The organism is Sphingorhabdus sp., assembly GCF_044239665.1.
Classification (GTDB): domain Bacteria; phylum Pseudomonadota; class Alphaproteobacteria; order Sphingomonadales; family Sphingomonadaceae; genus Sphingorhabdus_B.
Genome location: NZ_JBIIBA010000024.1, coordinates 17174 through 34530 on the forward strand (window position 1 = coordinate 17174; position 17357 = coordinate 34530).

Here is a 17357-nt window from a genome sequence, read left to right on the forward strand (position 1 = left end):
TCCCAACTTAGATTTCGAAATTGACCATCTTGGCCATGATGAAGGCGCCAATGGACATCCACAATGCGCCGCCAAGGCCAGCGATCATCAGGCGCGGTTCAGAGAAAAAGCCAGAGAGATATTCGCGGTTCACCATCCAAACCATGCCGAAAACAAAGAATGGCAGCGATCCGACAATATAGGCTGACGCTTTAGATTCTGAAGACATCGCCCGTATCTTCAGCTTCATCTGCGCACGTTTGCGCAAGACGTCGGCAAGGTTGGCCAAGGTTTCGGCAAGGTTGCCACCGGTTTCACGCTGAATGGCAAGGGTGATGACAAAAAACTGGAATTCGGCTGTCCCCAAACGGTCGGCCGTTTCCTGAAGCGAATCTTCCATGCTTTTGCCGATTTTGATTTTCTCCGTGACCATTTTGAATTCTTCGCCGACCGGTCCGGCTACTTCGCGTGCTACAACGCCAATTGTCTCGCCGACGGGAAGACCTGATTTCAACCCGCGCACCAGCAATTCGATGGCGTCGGGAAAATTTGTGGTGAAATTCTTGATCCGCCGCGCAATGAAGGAGTTGATTACCATGTGCGGTAGACCAGCACCGATCAGCAGGCCCGCAAACAGCGCCAAAAGCAAAGGTGCACCGCGTAGCCACAGCACAGCCATCCCCAGAAAAGCAAGGCCGCCCGATGCATATAGATATTGCTGCAACGTTCATTTTTTGCCGGTTTGCGCAAGCCGCAGGCGCAATTTGTCCAAGCGGCTGATATGTTGGCCATCCAGAAATATCATGGGACGGCGCGCGGCCACGGCTTTGCGCATTTGTAATTCAACTCGGGTATCGGCACTGTCGGAATGCCGCATCTTAACCGCGCTCAACCGCCGCATAGTCGACTTGCTCGCATTTGGCCCCGTAAAGCCAATTGCTAGCAACACGAAAATCAGGATGATGCCTGCGCCGATGATCAATGTCTGCATATTATGTGCTCTATCATTATGCCGTTGGACGGGTGCCAGCTTACTTCTTTTTCAAAATGTTTTTGAAACCGGCAAAAGGCGACTTTTTCGCTTTGACTCTGGTCGCGGCCGCATCGGCTTCAGCCATTTCCGCACTGCTGCCGGCAATTATTTCAGCTAGCGCCGATATGCCTAATGACAGCTTGCTGCTGCGTTCGGCCTCGATCACCGATTTGCCAAGCTTTGCGGCTTGCGCCATGGCCTTCGGGTCGGCAGGCAGCATGAGATCAATCTTGCGTTCAATCGTACTTTCGAAATCCTTGCGCGTGATTTCGACGACTGCGTTTTGCACATTATTGGCAATCATGAGCACTTTGCAATGCGGTGCATTTTGTTTCAGCCAAGCCAGCACGCGGATGCTGTCCCGCGCCGAGGCCAACGTCAACTCGGTCGTGACGACCGCGATGTTTACGTCATGCATCAAACGCGGATAGGCAATCAGCATGCTGCGCGGCAGGTCGATAACTGTGTTTTCAAACGCCGCCCGGAATTCTTCCTGTAACCGGAAAAATGCCGATCCATCGGTCAGGACGGGGTTGTTCATTGGCGCTTCGGCCGACAAAATCGAAAGCTGGTCATTGGCCTTAATCATTGCGCGTTCGATGAACAGGCCGTCGATCCGGCTTGGGTTGTCAATGGCATCGGTTAGGCCACGGCCCGGCTCCAGATCCATCGTTAATGCCGCAGTGCCGAAATGGATATCCAGATCAAGCAAACCCGTTTGGTGGCCCTGGTCTTGCGAAAATGTCCATGCCAGCGATGCCGCGATCGTCGATGCGCCCGAACCACCTCGGGTGCCGATCACCGCTGTCGAAATATGCGCACGGGCTGTGTTGCTCTCTTCGTGCTTCGGCGCATTGAGCATGGCCTGCGCATTGGCAAATGAATCCCACAGCGCATCGCGGCTCAATGGTTTCAGCAGATAATCTTGCAGGCCGGACATTAAAAGGTCGCGGTACAAACCCACATCGTTGATCTCGCCCACTGCAATGACAATGGTTCCAGGTTCACACACTTCGGCAAGGCTGTTGATATCGGCAATCGGATCACTCGATTCCGACAGGTCAACCAACAAGGTTTGCGGGCTGGCGGATACCGAAAGCGATTGGATTGCGTTACGCAAACCGCCTTTATACAATTTATCTTGGGTCCAACCGATTTCCTCGCATACGCCGCGCACGACGTCGAGAGTGACGTCGTCGCAGACATAAGCGTGAATGAGGTCACGTGTTCCGGCCACAGCGGATTTCCAAGGAGCGTTCATCAATTGCCTCCGGTTTTTGTTTTATAGATGTTTACAGCCGCTTTGCCGCTGTTCCGATCCAAGCGTCGACTTTCGCGGCCCCGAACGAGATCTTCTGGGTCGGCAATGATCGCCGCAAGGTTGGAGTTGGTGGCGCAACCATAGTTGCTGTGATTGCCGCCATTATAATTGTTTTCGTGCGTCGTGCTCCAATCCGGGCAGGATGGAACCGATGCCCGCGACCGCGTGACGACCACGCGAATATTGCCGGGCGCAATGACACCGGTTGTAGTCGGAGCGGTATCGGCGACCATCATCCCGCGCCGCGCTGCCGCTGCGGCAACATCGCGTGCGGCAGCGTTGCTGACATAACTATCGCCATGATCGATTGAAATGCGGTCTCCGTAGCCAAGGCCAAGCACGTCAAACCACTCGTTCAGGCGGGCTTGGTCAGCAGACGCAATGCCGCTGCTGTCTGCGGCAAGGTCTATCGCGTAATTTGTCCGTTCTACAACGGGCTGGTGGACCGAATATAAGGTCGTGTTGGTCGGTAACGTCCCACAACCAGCCAAGGTGACGCTTGCAGCGATCAGAAATATTGCTTTGTTCATATGTCGTCTCCTCAATCTTGCGATCAATTGTCGAAGCTGAAACCGGAATCGCTGGTTGCAGGTGCGGATGTCGGTAATTGGGTTTCTACGGCCAAGTTCGGCGCCGATGTGCCCACGGAACCACGTTCGGGTTCGTTGGAAACCATGGGCGCGATGCTGGGCATTGGACGTGTCTTGTCGCGCTTGTCATTCGACACCTTGCCGAAGAACACACGTTCAAGGTCGCTGGGTGAATTTAGGCCATCGGTGGGCAGGACAAGTTGGTTTTCCGACACTGGCTTGACGAGATATGGCGTGATGACGATCATCAACTCGGTCTCGTTGCGGCGCCAGCCATTGGATTTAAACAACGCGCCAAGAACGGGTATGTCGCCCGCGCCTGGCATTTTCGTTACCGAACTGCTCTTTTGGTTGCTTAACAATCCGGCGATCATCATGCTTTGGCCTGAACCGAGTTCAACCGTTGTTTCTGCCATCCGGTTCGTGGTTGCTGGTACCTCAATACCGTTAATGCGGATTGCGCCTTGTGATGATATGTCCGACACTTCCGAACGCACGCGCAAGGAAATGCGGCCATCGGACAACACAACAGGGGTGTAAGTCAGGTTAACGCCGTAATTCTTATATTCGACGTTGGTGCCGTTGTTGGACGATGTAACCACCGGAAACTGGCCGCCAGCTAAAAACTCTGCGGTTTCGCCCGACACAGTTGTAAGATTGGGGCTCGCGAGGGTCGATATCAAGCCTGCCTTTTCCGACATGTCAAACGCAGCGCCAATGTCGATGCCGAACAGGCGACCGAGACCCGCGATAGTACTTGTGTCCGGCGGGTAGATTAATTGTTTGGTATCAGAGACAAAGTCGCGGCCTTGCGCCACGCCAAATGCATAAGGCTGCCCATTATTATCCGTGCCGTTTCTGAGCGCCTGCAGATTTCCGTTAATTTCTTTCGAAAGCGAACGGCTAACTTCTGCAATCCTTACTTGCAGGTTGACCTGCAACGGCGTTGCGTTTTTCAGGCGGCTGACCACCTGCGCTGTCGGGCCTGTGAAGGACTTGACTAGATTTTCGGCCTCAACGGCTTCTTCGGGGTGACCCACTGTGCCAGTCAGAAGGACAACGCCGTTCATCGTGGTGACGACGATTTGCGATTCTGGCATGGCGATGGCCAGCATTTGCGCAATCGAGTCCATGTTGCTGCCGACGCGGACGGTTGCCTGAAAAACATTGCGGCCTGCCCCATCCGTGGCGAAGACGGTGGTCTCGCCGGGGCCTTTGCCCATGATGTAGATTTGGCGCCCTGATTTGACTTCGACATCGGCGATGGCGGGGTCGGCCACCACGACGTCAGTGATGTTCGAACCGAGATTGACCTGCTGACCGCGCCCGATGGACAATATCATCAGCCTGCCGTCCTTTGCGGATTGCGCGGCGACTGTCGCCGGTAATAGCATCAAGGCCGAAGTGCCTAATGCAGCGGTGATAGCGACGGCGGCAAAGCCCGACTTTATTCTGTTAAAACGTGCCATGTTGTTATCTCCGGCTGATTTCGACTTCGGTCACATTGCCGCCACGCGACACACGGACCACTGGACCTTTGGTGATTTTCTCGACTTGCTTTTGTGTGCGTGCTGCCTCTGCGGCGACAGCAAGGGGCATCTGCGCGGGCACGCTGCTGCGTTGGAAGCGTGAGACATCCCCGCCAGTGGCATAAGTGCTGCGGCTTGCGGACGGGCGCTGAGCGACCTGCTGCATAATGGCTTGCTCTTGCTCTGCGGTTGCGCCTTCGGGAATGCTGATCTCGCCCGATGCCATAGCCATCTCAAGTTCGGCCGCATTGTCCGTCAATGCGCGCAAGGACAGGCTGATGGTGCCGATGGATTGGGCTACGGCAATCTTCTCTGCCATGCGCGGCGTGGCTTCGACGGTGACCAATTTATACTCAGTCACAACCGTGTTACCCTTGTCATCCAGAGTTGGCGTTGCCCGTTGGTCGGTTGCAAGCACACGCAAGTTGCGCACGATGGTTTCCGAAACCTTTAATGCAGGGCCGTTGGTTGCGTTCACAGTCTGTGTCAGGACTAGGTCGACGCGGTCGCCGGGAAAGACAAATCCGGCAACGCCCGTCAGTCCGGATACAGGCACTGTAACGGCGCGCATGCCAAGGCCAAGCGCCGCAGCAAGGAAGCCACGATCACCGGGCTTTACCAGCGAACCTTGCGTGAGCGGCTGCCCTGCAGTCACGGCGTTGCGGACCACGGTGCCTATCAGAGCGTCAATCGAGACACCCTTGTCACCTTCTTTGAAATAAGCCGATTGCACCAGTTCCTTTGGCCATGGCTGGAAGCGCACGCTATCTGCGGTGATCAGCGTACCGAGAGGTAAAACCCGTGTTGCGACCAAAATCTTTGGCCCTGTTGGCACAGACGCTTGCGCTGCCTCAGCTTGTGGTGCCGAAGCGCCGGTGAACATGCTGCGCGCCATAAAGGCGGTGATTACTGCAATGAGTAAAGCAGCCACCAGCAATACGACTTTTTTCCTATCCATGACAAACTGTTCCCTGAGTGGTCCGCGAAATGAACCCTGCTACTTCATGTAAAATGGTTAAAAATCTGTTCACCAGCTATCCACAACCCTGCGGTAGCTATGGCCACGCCATAGGGGATGCGTGCATGGCCAGGCCGTTGTTTTATTTTGTGAATAAGTAGGAAAATCAGGGTCACAAATGCCCCGATTATCGACGCATATAAAATTAACCGGATGACATCTATCCAGTGAAACCAGAGCGCCAGGGCCGCAAAAAGCTTTACATCACCGCCGCCCATTGCGCCGAAATGGAACGCAGCGGCGAAAACGGCGAAGGTGAGCGCGGCGGTGAAAATATGGATACCGATTTCAGGCAGGCTGAAACCACCGCTTGCGTACCAATAGACAGGTGCGCCCAGCGCAATCGCGAGCGTAACGATGTTGTAAATCAACCGATATCGGATGTCGGTGTAGATCGACACCAACAGCGCAATTGCCAAGCCAATAAGGGTAAAGTAGATGATTGGTTCAATGGTCATCCAACCGGGATTAACCATGAAAGATTGCCAAAAGGTAAGCATGCACGTGACCAACACGCAGATGAACCGACGCATGATCCCTGCCGAAGCAGTGGAGAGCATCTGGCATGCTGCCGACCAATGGGCCATTCGCCGCATTGATTGGCAAGGCGCAAACCCGCCGCGCGGGTCGTTATTGTTCCTGCCCGGCCGTGGCGACCATTATGAAAAATATCTGGAGACATTGGCATATTATGCCGATGCCGGCTGGCGCGTGACGGCAATCGACTGGCGCGGGCAGGGCGAATCCGGACGGCTATTGGCGGACCCGCAAGTGGGACATATCGATGATTTCGCCACTTGGATTGCCGACCTGCGGCATTTCTGGAATGCTTGGAAACAGGAAACGCCCGGCCCACATGTTGTTATGGCGCACAGCATGGGCGGGCAGCTCACCATGCGTGCTTTGGTGGAAAAGGCGATCGACCCCGACGCCGTCGTGTTGAGCGCGCCGATGTTGGGCATTCAAACCGGCGGTCTGCCGCTCGCCCTGAACCATGCTTTTGCCAAGCTGATGGTCAAAATCGGCAAGGGCAATGATCCCGCTTGGAAAGTCAGCGAGAAGCCGATGTCGCCGATGGAGATGCGCGGCAAAATGCTGACGCATGATGATGATCGTTACGAAGACGAAATCGCGTGGTGGAAATTGCGTCCCAATGTCAAATTAGGGCCGCCAAGCTGGCATTGGATCGAACGGGCGATTGCATCGATCCGCATGTTGGAAGCGCCGGGTCTATTGGAGGCTGTTAAAACGCCCATTTTGCTGCTCGCGACCACAGGCGACCAATTGGTCAGCACCCCGCGCGTGATTGCCGACAGCAAACGCTTGCCTCATGCCGAAACATTAATCTTCGGCAAGGAAGCCGCGCATGAGTTATTGCGGGAGGCGGACCCCGTTCGTGACCAATGCCTTGCGCGGATCGATGTCTTTTTGGAAGCCAACGCGCCACGAAAATGAGCGACTTTGACTTTGCCATCATTGGTGCCGGTATCGCTGGCGCAAGCCTTGCGGCCAAATTGTCCGCGCGGGCATCGGTGCTATTGATTGAGGCAGAGGCGTATCCCGGATATCATTCGACGGGCCGATCAGCCGCATTCTGGGTCGAATGCTATGGCGGCCCTGGGGTTCAACCGCTTACCACGGCGTCAGGGCCGTTTTTGGCCGCGCCGCCTGCGGATTTTCATGATGGCCCATTGATGCACAAGCGCGGCGGGCTGCACATCGGCACCGCAGATCAGATGTCGATGGCGAATGATATGCTCGCGGAATTTGCGGCCAGCGGCGTGCACATTGACGTCAATGACCGCGCGGCTGTGGCGGCGCGTGTCCCGGGACTACGCAGCGATTGGACGCATGGCCTTTGGGAGCCAGACTGTTGCGACATTGATGTCGCCGCGCTCCACGCCGCCTATTTGCGCCAAGCAAAACGGCAAGGCGCGGTGCTACATTGCAACAGCCGCCTGAGCGCAGCTAAATGGCAAAATGGCGCATGGCAGATTGCGGCAGGCGGCGTAAACTGCGCCGCAAACATCATCATCAACGCGGCGGGCGCATGGGCCGACGAAGTGGCGCAATTGGCGCAGGTCCAGCCCTTGGGTATCCAACCCTATCGCCGCACCATCGCACAATTGGTCGTATCGCCAGACGTTCCGGCGGACTTGCCGCTGGTCATCGGACTAGACGGCAGCTTCTACTTTAAACCCGATGCGGGCGGCCGCTTATGGCTCAGCCCGCATGACGAAACCGCAACCCCGGCCTGCGACGCTGCGCCGGAGGAATTGGACGTTGCGACCGCCATTGACCGTCTGCAGACCGTGGTCGATTGGGATATTCAACGCGTCGAACATAAATGGGCAGGGCTGCGCAGCTTTGCGCCGGACCGGTTGCCCGTCATTGGCCGCGATAAGGCGAATGATGCGTTTTTCTGGTTTGCAGGGCAGGGTGGCTTTGGCATCCAGACCGCACCCGCCGCAGCGCAGCTTGCCGGATCATTGCTGGATGAAGCTATCGCCACGCCACCGCGTGTGGACGCAGCGGTTTATACGCCAGCGCGGTTTTATTAGCGCTGCGCCGCAACCTCCGCCGCGTCACTGGCCAGACGGTCGGCGCGTTCGTTTTCGGGGTGGCCATTATGGCCTTTCACCCAAATCCATTCGACCTGATGCCGGGCAGTGGCATCGATAAGGTCACGCCATAAATCGGCGTTACGGACCGGCTGCTTTGATGCGTTTTTCCATCCATTACGTTGCCAGCCGTGAATCCATTTGGTGATCCCATCGAGGACATATTTGCTGTCCGTGTGCAGTTTGATATGGCACGGCTCGATTAGGATTTTGAGCGCCTGTATCGCGGCGGCAAGCTCCATCCGGTTGTTTGTGGTGTCTGGATCGCCGCCCGAAATTTCTTTTTCATGCTTGCCATAACGGATGACAGCACCCCAACCGCCGGGCCCGGGATTGCCCTTGCACGCGCCATCGGTGAAAATCTCAAGCTGTTTCAAGAATAATGCCCCAACATATTTTCAACCTGTGCGCCGTCGCTGTAAAAATCCAGCCGGCGTAGGAAAGCCAGCGGGTCTTTGCGCGTCACAAGCGCATTTGCCGGCGTGTTAATCCAGTCATAGCATCGTGTGAGCAAAAACCGCAGACATGCACCGCGCAGCAATATCGGCAATGCTTCGCGCGTAACCGCGTCCAAGGACACGCAACCTGCATAGCCCGAGAGCAAGCCGGCGCTTACCTCCGCATCAAAAACGGCGCCATCATTGGAAAAGCACCATGCGCTATGCGTCACCGCCAAATCATAAGCGCGGATGTCCGTGCAGGCGAAGTAGAAATCGATCAAGCCACTGACATGGTCGCCCAACATCAGGACATTGTCCGGAAACAGATCGGCATGGATTGCCGCGACAGGCAGATTGGTTGGCCAATGCGCCTCGAGATAATCGCACTCGGCAAAGACTCGCGCGGACAGGCCGGACGCGATGGATTCAAGGCCCGCTGCCGTGCAACGCATCGCCAATGGCCGCCATGCCGAAACGCCAAGGCTGTTGGGTCGCGCCCAAGTGAAATTGGCGAGCGCTTTATGCATATGCCCCAATGCCGCGCCGGTCGAATGTGCTTGTGCTGCGGTCGGTTCGGTGACGGATACGCCGTCGAGAAACTCAATCAAGCAAGCAGGGCGCCCCGCGACCGATTGCAGCCATTGGCCATCACGATCCGTGATAAACCGTGGCACCGTGCAACCGGCATCGTGCAAATGTTTAAGCAAAGCATAGAAAAATGGTAAATCGTCGGGGTTTACGCGGTTTTCATACAGGGTCAGGATGAAACGGCTTTGCGTTGTTTGCACAAAGAAATTGCTGTTTTCGACGCCCTCGGCAATGCCTTTCAACGCGACAAGTTTGCCGGCATCATACCGCGCCAGCAATGCCTCAACCTGCTGGGGCCCCAACTGCGTGTAAACCGCCAAATCAGTTCGCCGCGCCAGCCAGTTCGCGCGGCAGTTTGAACGTGACGGTCTCTTCGGCGGTCGTCACCTGCTGCTGCTCCAAATCGAAATGCAGCGCGAGCGCGTCGATAATCTCGCGCACCAAAACTTCAGGGGCCGACGCACCTGCGGTCAAACCGAGCGTTTTAACGCCATCAAACCAGTTCAGGCTAATTTCTGCGGCACGCTGCACCAAATAGGCCTTGGCGCCGGAACGCGCGGCAACTTCAACCAAACGCTGCGAGTTTGAGCTATTGGGCGCGCCGATAACGAGGACAAGGTCACATTCATGCGCAATTGCCTTCACCGACTCTTGGCGGTTCGACGTCGCGTAACAAATATCCTCCCCCTTTGGCCCGACGATATTGGGGAAGCGTTGTTGAAGGATTCCGACGATTTCCGAGGTGTCATCAACCGACAAAGTGGTCTGCGTCAAAAACGCGACATTGTCGGGATCGGCGGGTTCAATTGCCCGCGCGTCGTCGGCCGTTTCCACTAGGATCATCGCGCCAGCGGGCACTTGGCCAAAGGTGCCGATGACCTCGGGATGTCCTTTATGGCCCACAAAAATGATATGACGGCCAGCCTCAACTTGACGTTCGGCTTGCTTGTGAACTTTTGAAACCAAGGGGCAGGTCGCATCGAAATAAGCAAGGCCGCGTTGTTGCGCATTGGCGGGCACCGATTTGGGCACCCCATGCGCCGAAAATACGACATGGCTCCCATCAGGCACTTCGTCGAGCTCTTCGACAAAAATCGCGCCTTTCGCCTTTAAGCTGTCGACCACATAACGGTTGTGGACGATTTCGTGGCGGACATAGACCGGCGCGCCATGTTGTTCGAGCGCAAGCTCGACAATCTGGATAGCACGGTCAACGCCAGCGCAAAAACCACGTGGCGCGGCCAAAAGCAGCCGCAGCGATTTTTTGGGGAGTGGTTGTTCAGTCATATGCGAACGTCTTTAGATAAAGTCACTGCATCCGCCAAGACCTTTCCCCTGTTGCGCACGCCGCGATGGAGGGATAAGGACCAATGCATATTTCGCACGAGCGACCCAAGCCTAAGAAACCCGAGGACTGCCCTTTATGAACTTCGCCACCAAAGCCCTGACCATCGGTATTGCAGCAGCTACTTTGGCCGGTTGCTCACGCGACGGCGATTTGGATGTCGCGGCTGGCGTTGGCGTGAACGTCACGCGGTCCGGTTGCCCAACGGTTGCGGTGCCCGATGGCACAGGTGACATCACTATTTTCAACCCGACGAACAGCACCGACGCCGACGCGATCGACGTGGTTGCGACGATCACCAATATTCGCCCGACGTGCAACGAAAGCGGAGAGAAAATCTTTTCACAGGCAATATTTGATGTGCAAGCGCGGCGTAGCGATGTGCGCGGCAGTCGGACCGTAACTGTTCCTTATTTCAATACCGTGGTTCAAGGCGGTAGCGCCGTTATTGCAAAGCGTGTCGGCCAAGTGACATTGCAATTCGCCGACGGCGAGCAACGCGCATCGGCGCAGGGGCAAGCCGCTGGCTATATCGACAAGAACGCCGCCAGCCTGCCCGCCGAAATCGTGGAGAAAATCACCAAGAAGCGCAAGCCGGGCGACCCCGACGCCGCGCTTGACCCCATGGCCGATCCCGAAGTACGCGCAGCGGTTGTCCGATCAAGCTTTGAAATGCTCATCGGTTTTCAGCTGACCGAAGATCAGCTGCGTTACAATGTCACGCGTTGATCCGCGTTAATTTCTAGGCACATTCATGACCCTTTTTGAACAATATGCAGCGCATGTCGACCATGCGCTGAACGCGCTTGTGGCGCTTGGAACCTTGCCGGCGGATTTGGACCGCAGCAATGTGACAGTCGAGCCGCCGCGCGATGCGACCCATGGCGATATCTCCACCAATGCGGCGATGGTGCTGGCAAAACCCGCCGGAACCAACCCGCGCGCCTTAGCGGAAGCTTTGTCGGTTGAGCTGGCAAAGGTTGCTGGCGTTATAGCTGTTGAAATTGCCGGGCCGGGGTTTCTGAATCTGCGGCTCGATGCGTCTGCATGGCTTGATGAATTGCGCGCTATGGCGGCATCGGGCGATGATTATGGACGGTCGCATCTGGGCGATGGCAAGTCTGTGAATATTGAATATGTCTCCGCCAACCCGACTGGCCCTATGCATATGGGCCATTGCCGTGGCGCTGTGGTCGGTGATGCTTTGGCCAAATTGCTGGAATTTGCCGGTTACCGCGTGATCCGCGAATATTATATCAACGACGCGGGCGGCCAAGTCGATGTCCTCGCGCGGTCTGCGCATCTGCGCTATCGTGAGGCATTGGGCGAGACTATAGAAATTGCAGAAGGCCTGTATCCCGGCGATTATCTGATCCCCGTCGGCCAGCAATTAGCAAAGCGTTTTGGCGACCAATATGTCGGCGCGCCTGAAAGCGAATGGCTTGTTGTATTCCGCAAGGCTGCAGTCGCCGAAATGATGGATATGATCAAAGCGGACTTGGCCCTGCTTGGCATCCATCACGACCTGTTTTCATCCGAAGCCGAACTGCATGAAGCTGGCAAGGCCGATGTCGCGGAGAAGGAACTGCGCGCGCGCGGGCTTGTCTATGATGGTGAATTGGAAAAGCCAAAGGGTAAGGAAATCGAAGATTGGGAGCCTGTGACGCTCCCCTTGTTCCGTTCAACGCAATTTGGCGATGACCAAGACCGGCCTATCAAGAAGTCCAACGGCAGCTGGACCTATTTCGGGGCAGATCTCGCTTATCATTTCCAGAAAAGCCAAGGCGTCGATGCGATGATCGACATTTGGGGCGCGGACCATGCGGGCACGGTCAAACGGATTAAGGCGGCTGTCAACGCGCTAACCGATGGCAAGGTCGATTTCGATGTCAAGCTGGTGCAGATGGTCCGCCTGCTGCGCGGTGGTGAGCCTGTTAAAATGTCCAAAAGGTCGGGCAGCTTTGTAACCTTGGCAGAGGTGATTGAAGAAGTTGGTAAGGACGTCGTCCGCTTCACGATGCTGACACGCAAGGCCGACGCGCAAATGGATTTCGATTTCGCTAAGGTAGTGGAAGCGTCAAAGGACAATCCAGTTTTTTATGTGCAATATGCCCATGCGCGCATCTCATCGACCATGCGCAAGGCAGAGCTCGAAGGGCTTGGCCCCGATGGCGCGCATATCGCAATGCTGGGTGATGCGGAGATCGGGCTTATCCGGGAAGCCGCAAATTTCCCGCGTATCGTGGAAGCCGCCGCGAAATCAGGCGAACCGCACAGAATCGCATTTTATCTTAATGATTTGGCAGCGGCGTTTCATGCCTATTGGAACCTCGGCAACGACCAACCCGATAAGCGCTTCATATTGGCGCAAAATGCCGACATGACGGGTGCAAGGCTTTTCATGGCGCGCAATATCGGGCAAGTCCTGCGCAATGGATTGCGGCTGATGGGGGTTGAAGCCGCGTACAACATGTAGCGATTGGGGACGTGACGTAATGGAACGCAACAATGATGGACTGAATCTCGACGACAATGATCGTCTCCCTTGGCTCGAGACCGCTGACGGTTACGACGCAGGGACGAACGCATCGTCCATCAGGTTCCCGTTCAAGTTGGTTGCTGGCTTGGTCTTGCTCGCAGCAATTGCTGGAGGCGTTTATTGGTTTCAACCGCGCCAATTAGGCGGAGCCAATGGCACAGGCGAACTGATCGTCGCGCCCAAGGGTAATTATAAGGAAAAGCCTGCGGATGCTGGTGGCAAAAGCTTCGAAGGTGAGGGCGATTCTGCCTTTGCTGCAAGCGAGGGGCAGAAAACTGGCGCCGTGCTTGCGGGTCCGTCTGCTGACCCTGTCGCGGCATCTCCATCTGTGGCGGCAAAGCCAGCGACCCCTTCTGCAACCAACAGCGCGCCTGCAAATGCCGTCTTGGTGCAGCTTGGAGCGTTCGGCGATTCCGCCAAGGCTGAAGCGGCATGGACTGGTCTGAACAAGCGCTTCGGCTTTTTGGCAGGCATGAACCGCCAGATTGCCAAAGCCAATGTCGAAGGCGGGCGCACGGTGTTCCGCCTGCAAGCCGTCACCGCCAATTCAACCGAAGCGCAGCAACTCTGCGCAAAACTGAAGGTCGCGGGTGAGAATTGCTTGATCGTTCGGTAAAACCTGCGTCGTCATCCTGATCGGCTAAATTGAGGGGATGACAAGACAACGTCCTCTCTTTCTTTCGTCATGCTGAACTTGTTTCAGCATCCATTGTGCAGCTAGTCCAGCGTGTGCAAGGCGAAATGGACCCTGAACCAAGTTCAGGGTGACGATGTGGTGAAGGGATTGGGCGCTGTCATTCCTCTCATGGGAAGATGCACCCCAACCCCCTTTTCATGTTGAAGCGTTTCAAATAGCAACTTAAGCAGCGCCAAACGTCCCGAGGAAAAGAATATGCCCGCTTTATACGATGTCTCCATTCCCGCCTTCATCCGCGGTTTGAAAAATCTGTCGAACATGCTCGAAAAGGGCAAAGCTTTTGCCGCGGAACAGGGCATGGATTTGGCTGAATTGCTCAATGCGCGGCTGATCGACGACATGGCCCCACTGACAAAGCAAGTGCAGATGACCACCGATACCGCGAAGTTTGTCGCGGTCCGCGTCGGCCAAGTTGAAAACCAGCCTTGGGCCGATGATGAAGCCAGTTATGACGATGTCCAAGCGCGCGTGGCCAAGGCCATATCCTTTCTGCAGGCCGTATCGCCCGATGGTTTTGCGGCACGCGAAGATGCAAAGGTCGTGCTGGCCACGCCCAGCGGCGACATTCCCTTTACCGGCAGTGTTTATGTCCACGGCTTTGCTATTCCCAATTTCTTCTTTCATCTCAGCATGGCCTATGCGCTGCTGCGGATGAAGGGTGTGCCTGTGGGCAAGTTGGATTTCTTGGGCGCAATCCGGTAATTATACACAGCTAAAGCGCCGCTTCCCGCCGCTCCATGCTTGCCTTGCGGCGGCGGCAGGCTTAGCATTCGCGGATGAAGCCGGTAATATTTGGCCTATCGGGCCTGACCCTGACGGATGATGAAAAACGCCTGTTTCGCGATGTCGAGCCAGCAGGCTATATTCTGTTCAAACGCAATATCGAAGATCGGGCGCAGGTTCGCGCCCTGACCGACAGCTTGCGGACCTTGCATGGCCGCGACAATGTGCCCATCCTGATTGATCAAGAGGGCGGCCGTGTCGCGCGGATGCGTCCGCCGGTCTGGCCTGATTTTCCCGCTGGCGGGGCGTTTGATGCGCTGTATGACATCGCGCCCATCACCGCGATTGAGGCGGCACGTTGTAATGCGGAGGCCATTGCACTCTCGCTTACCGAAGTCGGCATCAATGTTGATTGCTTACCCGTCCTCGATGTCCGCGTGCCCGACACGCATTCTGCCATTGGCGACCGCGCCTTGGGCAGCGACCCGATGCGGGTGGCGGCGTTGGGCCGCGCTATCCTTGATGGCCTTGCCTTGGGCGGCGTCATCGGCGTTGTAAAGCATATGCCGGGGCAGGGGCGCGCCACGGTCGATACCCATCACGATTTGCCACATGTGACCGCAACCGAGGCTGAGTTGGAACAAGATCTTGCCCCTTTTCGTGCGCTCAACAGCGCCGCGATGGGCATGACGGGCCATGTTGTCTATGACGTTTGGGACAATGCGCACACCGCAACCATGTCGCGCTTTGTCATTGATGCGGTTATTCGCGGGCAGGTCGGTTTTGACGGCCTGTTGATGAGCGACGATCTCGATATGAACGCGTTGCAAGGCGATGTTGCGAGCCGTGCTTTGGCCTGTGTTCAGGCGGGCTGTGATCTTGCGCTCAATTGCTGGGGCCGCCTTGACGAAATGATAGCGATAGCAGCTAACCTGCCTGAAATTACGCCGGCTGCCCGCGCCCGCCTTGATCGCGCGATGGCCCTGCCGCCGGTGCCGTTTGATGCCGACCGCTTGGCGCATCTGCTGGATAAGCGTGACCAATTGCTGGCCTTGGCCGACACGCAGGCAAAGCTTACAGGCGGGGCCACGGGCGCGGCATGACTGAGCCAATGCTCTTTGACGCAGAGGATGCCCTCCGCGACGAGAGCGCTGCCAGTGTCGCGTTAGGCCCCGATGTTCTGACCATCGATATTGACGGCTGGGAAGGGCCGTTGGACCTGTTGCTCGCGCTCGCGCGCAATCAAAAGGTGGATTTGCGGCAATTGTCCATCTTGGCCTTGGTTGAACAATATCTGATATTCATTGATGAGGCGCGCGCGTTGAAGCTTGAGCTTGCCGCCGATTATCTGGTGATGGCGGCGTGGTTGGCCTATCTCAAATCAGCGTTATTGTTGCCCAAAGATCCGACGATTGACCCATCGCCGGAGGAACTTGCATTGCGCCTGCAATTGCGGCTGGAACGGCTGAACGCGATGCGTGACAGCGGCGCACGGTTGATGGCTCGCGACCGGATTGGCCGCGATATATTCTTGCGCGGCACACCCGAAGGGTTGCGCGTGGTCAGAGCGCGGGCGTGGGAATGTGATTATTTTGAGCTCATCACCGCTTATGGTCAAATCAACGCGCGCACCGCGCCTGCCATGCACATCGTAAAAAAACGCCAAGTCATGACGCTGGAACAAGCGTTGGAGCGCGTATCGGCCATGATTGGCCGCGCGATTGACTGGACCGCGATACATGCGTTTCTGCCGCCGACGGCAGACCCAGCTTTGCGTAAATCCGCTTTGGCCTCCAGCTTTGTCGCGGCCTTGGAACTTGCCAAACGTGGGATTGCCGATTTGCAGCAAGAGGCAACCTTTGCGCCATTAATGGTGAGGAAAAAGGCAAGATGATCGAAACCGACCCAGACCTGCGCGCGGTGGAGGCGACTTTGTTCGCCAGCGACCAGCCGATGACCGTTGAACAAATTCGCGGCTATGTCGGCGATAGCGTCGATGTCGCGGCGGCGCTCACGCTCCTTTCGGAACATTATGAAGGCCGTGGCATAGAACTGGTCCGGCGCGGCAAGACTTGGCATTTCCAAACTGCGGCTGATCTTGCGCATTTGCTGCGTCGCGAACGCGAGGAAAGCCGAAAGCTTAGCCGCGCAGCGGTCGAGACATTGGCGATCATCGCTTATCATGAGCCCGTCAGCCGCGCCGAGATTGAGGCCATTCGCGGGGTGCAGATTTCGAAAGGCACGCTCGATGTTTTGATGGAGGCTGCATGGGTCCGCCCTGCTGGCCGCCGCGAAGTGCCTGGTCGTCCATTGCTCTATGCCACGACGCCAAATTTCTTGACGCATTTCGGCCTGACCAGCCGCAAGGATTTACCTGGCATCGCCGACCTAAAAGCTGCTGGTTTGCTGGATCCGATCGATAGTGCAATGGGTGAAATGCTATTTGCTGGCGAAGAAAGTGACGCCGAACTGGCAATTGATGAAAACAACGCTTAAATAGGTTAGGGACAAGCGACATAGGGGTCGCAACATCCGGGGCGCGCCCCGTTAGGAGTTTGAAATGGGTGGTTTTAGCATCTGGCACTGGCTGATTGTTGGCATTTTGGTGTTGCTCTTGTTCGGCAAGGGCCGCTTTTCCGACATGATGGGCGACGTCGCCAAAGGTATTAAAAGCTTTAAAAAAGGTATGAGCGAAGAGGACGAAGCGCCTAAGGCGCCGCCGCAAATTGGCGCAAATACGGTCGTTGACGCTGAAAAGCAGACTGACAAGACTCAAGGTTAAGTCATTGATAATAATGCATCATTCTCCCTCGATGTCGGGGGATTGACGTGTTTGACATTGCGTCATCCGAACTGTTGCTTGTCGTCCTTGTGGCGCTTTTGGTCATTGGACCAAAGGATTTGCCAAAGGCATTGCGCTTTGTCGGCAAATGG

Annotated in this window: 19 protein-coding genes and 1 pseudogene; 11 read left to right on the forward strand and 9 right to left on the reverse strand. The window is 56.2% G+C overall.

The features are described from left to right. Nucleotides 1-7: 7 nt before the first annotated feature. The 6 genes and pseudogenes from ACILP3_RS08135 to ACILP3_RS08160 form a co-directional block, all read right to left on the reverse strand. Nucleotides 8-970, reverse strand: a pseudogene (locus ACILP3_RS08135) (type II secretion system F family protein). Nucleotides 971-1010: 40 nt separating this feature from the next. Further along, the gene (locus tag ACILP3_RS08140) at nucleotides 1011-2273 is read right to left on the reverse strand and encodes a CpaE family protein (RefSeq protein WP_395616155.1); all 1263 of its coding nucleotides are present in this window, start codon (nucleotides 2271-2273) and stop codon (nucleotides 1011-1013) included. Then, entirely contained in the window at nucleotides 2273-2863 is a 591-nt protein-coding gene (locus ACILP3_RS08145) for a CpaD family pilus assembly protein (protein WP_395616156.1), read from the reverse strand. Before ACILP3_RS08145 ends, ACILP3_RS08140 begins: the two co-directional genes overlap by 1 nt. A 23-nt stretch (nucleotides 2864-2886) precedes the next feature. Further along, nucleotides 2887-4392: a type II and III secretion system protein family protein gene (locus ACILP3_RS08150; protein ID WP_395616157.1), complete on the reverse strand. Its 1506-nt coding sequence runs from the start codon at nucleotides 4390-4392 to the stop codon at nucleotides 2887-2889. A gap of 4 nt (nucleotides 4393-4396) precedes the next feature. Next, on the reverse strand, nucleotides 4397-5410 hold the full coding sequence (gene cpaB, locus ACILP3_RS08155; protein WP_395616158.1) for a Flp pilus assembly protein CpaB: 1014 nt from the start codon (nucleotides 5408-5410) through the stop codon (nucleotides 4397-4399). Between the two features lie 44 nt (nucleotides 5411-5454). After that, nucleotides 5455-5928 carry a prepilin peptidase gene (locus tag ACILP3_RS08160; RefSeq protein WP_395616159.1) on the reverse strand — a complete coding sequence of 158 codons (474 nt, stop codon included), beginning with the start codon at nucleotides 5926-5928 and terminating at the stop codon, nucleotides 5455-5457. A gap of 40 nt (nucleotides 5929-5968) precedes the next feature. Between ACILP3_RS08160 and ACILP3_RS08165 the strand changes: the two genes are divergently transcribed. Beyond that, nucleotides 5969-6925 (forward strand): alpha/beta fold hydrolase, encoded by a 957-nt coding sequence (locus ACILP3_RS08165; RefSeq protein WP_395616160.1) that lies wholly within the window; start codon nucleotides 5969-5971, stop codon nucleotides 6923-6925. Further along, nucleotides 6922-8031 (forward strand): NAD(P)/FAD-dependent oxidoreductase, encoded by a 1110-nt coding sequence (locus ACILP3_RS08170; protein WP_395616161.1) that lies wholly within the window; start codon nucleotides 6922-6924, stop codon nucleotides 8029-8031. Before ACILP3_RS08165 ends, ACILP3_RS08170 begins: the two co-directional genes overlap by 4 nt. Here ACILP3_RS08170 and rnhA read toward each other — a convergent pair. From rnhA to ispH, 3 genes are read right to left on the reverse strand one after another with little or no spacing between them, the layout of a single operon-like run. Then, entirely contained in the window at nucleotides 8028-8468 is a 441-nt protein-coding gene (rnhA, locus tag ACILP3_RS08175) for a ribonuclease HI (protein ID WP_395616162.1), read from the reverse strand. The two genes, ACILP3_RS08170 and rnhA, sit on opposite strands and share 4 nt — an antisense overlap. Beyond that, nucleotides 8465-9439, reverse strand: coding sequence for a homoserine kinase (gene thrB / locus ACILP3_RS08180; RefSeq protein WP_395616163.1), 975 nt, complete (start codon nucleotides 9437-9439; stop codon nucleotides 8465-8467). The genes rnhA and thrB overlap by 4 nt, the downstream gene beginning before the upstream one ends. 1 nt (nucleotide 9440) lies before the next feature. Next, nucleotides 9441-10406, reverse strand: a complete 966-nt coding sequence (ispH, locus tag ACILP3_RS08185) for a 4-hydroxy-3-methylbut-2-enyl diphosphate reductase (protein ID WP_395616164.1) — start codon at nucleotides 10404-10406, stop codon at nucleotides 9441-9443. Nucleotides 10407-10542: 136 nt separating this feature from the next. Between ispH and ACILP3_RS08190 the strand changes: the two genes are divergently transcribed. The 9 genes from ACILP3_RS08190 to ACILP3_RS08230 all read left to right on the forward strand — a co-directional run. After that, a complete protein-coding gene (locus ACILP3_RS08190; protein ID WP_395616165.1) occupies nucleotides 10543-11193 on the forward strand; it encodes a hypothetical protein in 651 nt (216 codons plus the stop codon). Between the two features lie 25 nt (nucleotides 11194-11218). After that, nucleotides 11219-12940, forward strand: a complete 1722-nt coding sequence (argS, locus tag ACILP3_RS08195; RefSeq protein WP_395616166.1) for an arginine--tRNA ligase — start codon at nucleotides 11219-11221, stop codon at nucleotides 12938-12940. Between the two features lie 19 nt (nucleotides 12941-12959). Continuing rightward, nucleotides 12960-13619, forward strand: a complete 660-nt coding sequence (locus tag ACILP3_RS08200; RefSeq protein WP_395616167.1) for an SPOR domain-containing protein — start codon at nucleotides 12960-12962, stop codon at nucleotides 13617-13619. A 276-nt stretch (nucleotides 13620-13895) separates the two neighbouring features. Further along, the gene (locus ACILP3_RS08205) at nucleotides 13896-14402 is read left to right on the forward strand and encodes a DUF1993 domain-containing protein (RefSeq protein WP_395616168.1); all 507 of its coding nucleotides are present in this window, start codon (nucleotides 13896-13898) and stop codon (nucleotides 14400-14402) included. Between the two features lie 74 nt (nucleotides 14403-14476). After that, on the forward strand, nucleotides 14477-15526 hold the full coding sequence (gene nagZ / locus ACILP3_RS08210; protein WP_395616169.1) for a beta-N-acetylhexosaminidase: 1050 nt from the start codon (nucleotides 14477-14479) through the stop codon (nucleotides 15524-15526). 8 nt (nucleotides 15527-15534) lie between these two features. Next, nucleotides 15535-16317 (forward strand): segregation and condensation protein A, encoded by a 783-nt coding sequence (locus ACILP3_RS08215; protein WP_395616173.1) that lies wholly within the window; start codon nucleotides 15535-15537, stop codon nucleotides 16315-16317. Further along, the gene (scpB, locus tag ACILP3_RS08220; protein ID WP_395616170.1) at nucleotides 16314-16919 is read left to right on the forward strand and encodes an SMC-Scp complex subunit ScpB; all 606 of its coding nucleotides are present in this window, start codon (nucleotides 16314-16316) and stop codon (nucleotides 16917-16919) included. The genes ACILP3_RS08215 and scpB overlap by 4 nt, the downstream gene beginning before the upstream one ends. A 64-nt stretch (nucleotides 16920-16983) precedes the next feature. Beyond that, nucleotides 16984-17205 (forward strand): twin-arginine translocase TatA/TatE family subunit, encoded by a 222-nt coding sequence (locus ACILP3_RS08225; protein ID WP_296199078.1) that lies wholly within the window; start codon nucleotides 16984-16986, stop codon nucleotides 17203-17205. A gap of 47 nt (nucleotides 17206-17252) precedes the next feature. Beyond that, on the forward strand, nucleotides 17253-17357 hold a 105-nt coding region (locus ACILP3_RS08230; protein ID WP_395616174.1), incomplete at its 3' end, for a twin-arginine translocase TatA/TatE family subunit.

Excerpts from the sequence above, each read along its gene's own strand:
- ACILP3_RS08140 (WP_395616155.1), bottom strand. The coding sequence starts at position 2,273 with ATGAACGCTCCTTGGAAATCCGCTGTGGCCGGAACACGTGACCTCATT.
- ACILP3_RS08145 (WP_395616156.1), bottom strand. The coding sequence starts at position 2,863 with ATGAACAAAGCAATATTTCTGATCGCTGCAAGCGTCACCTTGGCTGGT.
- ACILP3_RS08150 (WP_395616157.1), bottom strand. The coding sequence starts at position 4,392 with ATGGCACGTTTTAACAGAATAAAGTCGGGCTTTGCCGCCGTCGCTATC.
- cpaB (WP_395616158.1), bottom strand. The coding sequence starts at position 5,410 with ATGGATAGGAAAAAAGTCGTATTGCTGGTGGCTGCTTTACTCATTGCA.
- ACILP3_RS08160 (WP_395616159.1), bottom strand. The coding sequence starts at position 5,928 with ATGACCATTGAACCAATCATCTACTTTACCCTTATTGGCTTGGCAATT.
- ACILP3_RS08165 (WP_395616160.1), top strand. The coding sequence starts at position 5,969 with ATGCACGTGACCAACACGCAGATGAACCGACGCATGATCCCTGCCGAA.
- ACILP3_RS08170 (WP_395616161.1), top strand. The coding sequence starts at position 6,922 with ATGAGCGACTTTGACTTTGCCATCATTGGTGCCGGTATCGCTGGCGCA.
- ispH (WP_395616164.1), bottom strand. The coding sequence starts at position 10,406 with ATGACTGAACAACCACTCCCCAAAAAATCGCTGCGGCTGCTTTTGGCC.
- ACILP3_RS08190 (WP_395616165.1), top strand. The coding sequence starts at position 10,543 with ATGAACTTCGCCACCAAAGCCCTGACCATCGGTATTGCAGCAGCTACT.
- argS (WP_395616166.1), top strand. The coding sequence starts at position 11,219 with ATGACCCTTTTTGAACAATATGCAGCGCATGTCGACCATGCGCTGAAC.
- ACILP3_RS08200 (WP_395616167.1), top strand. The coding sequence starts at position 12,960 with ATGGAACGCAACAATGATGGACTGAATCTCGACGACAATGATCGTCTC.
- ACILP3_RS08205 (WP_395616168.1), top strand. The coding sequence starts at position 13,896 with ATGCCCGCTTTATACGATGTCTCCATTCCCGCCTTCATCCGCGGTTTG.
- nagZ (WP_395616169.1), top strand. The coding sequence starts at position 14,477 with ATGAAGCCGGTAATATTTGGCCTATCGGGCCTGACCCTGACGGATGAT.
- ACILP3_RS08215 (WP_395616173.1), top strand. The coding sequence starts at position 15,535 with ATGCTCTTTGACGCAGAGGATGCCCTCCGCGACGAGAGCGCTGCCAGT.
- scpB (WP_395616170.1), top strand. The coding sequence starts at position 16,314 with ATGATCGAAACCGACCCAGACCTGCGCGCGGTGGAGGCGACTTTGTTC.
- ACILP3_RS08225 (WP_296199078.1), top strand. The coding sequence starts at position 16,984 with ATGGGTGGTTTTAGCATCTGGCACTGGCTGATTGTTGGCATTTTGGTG.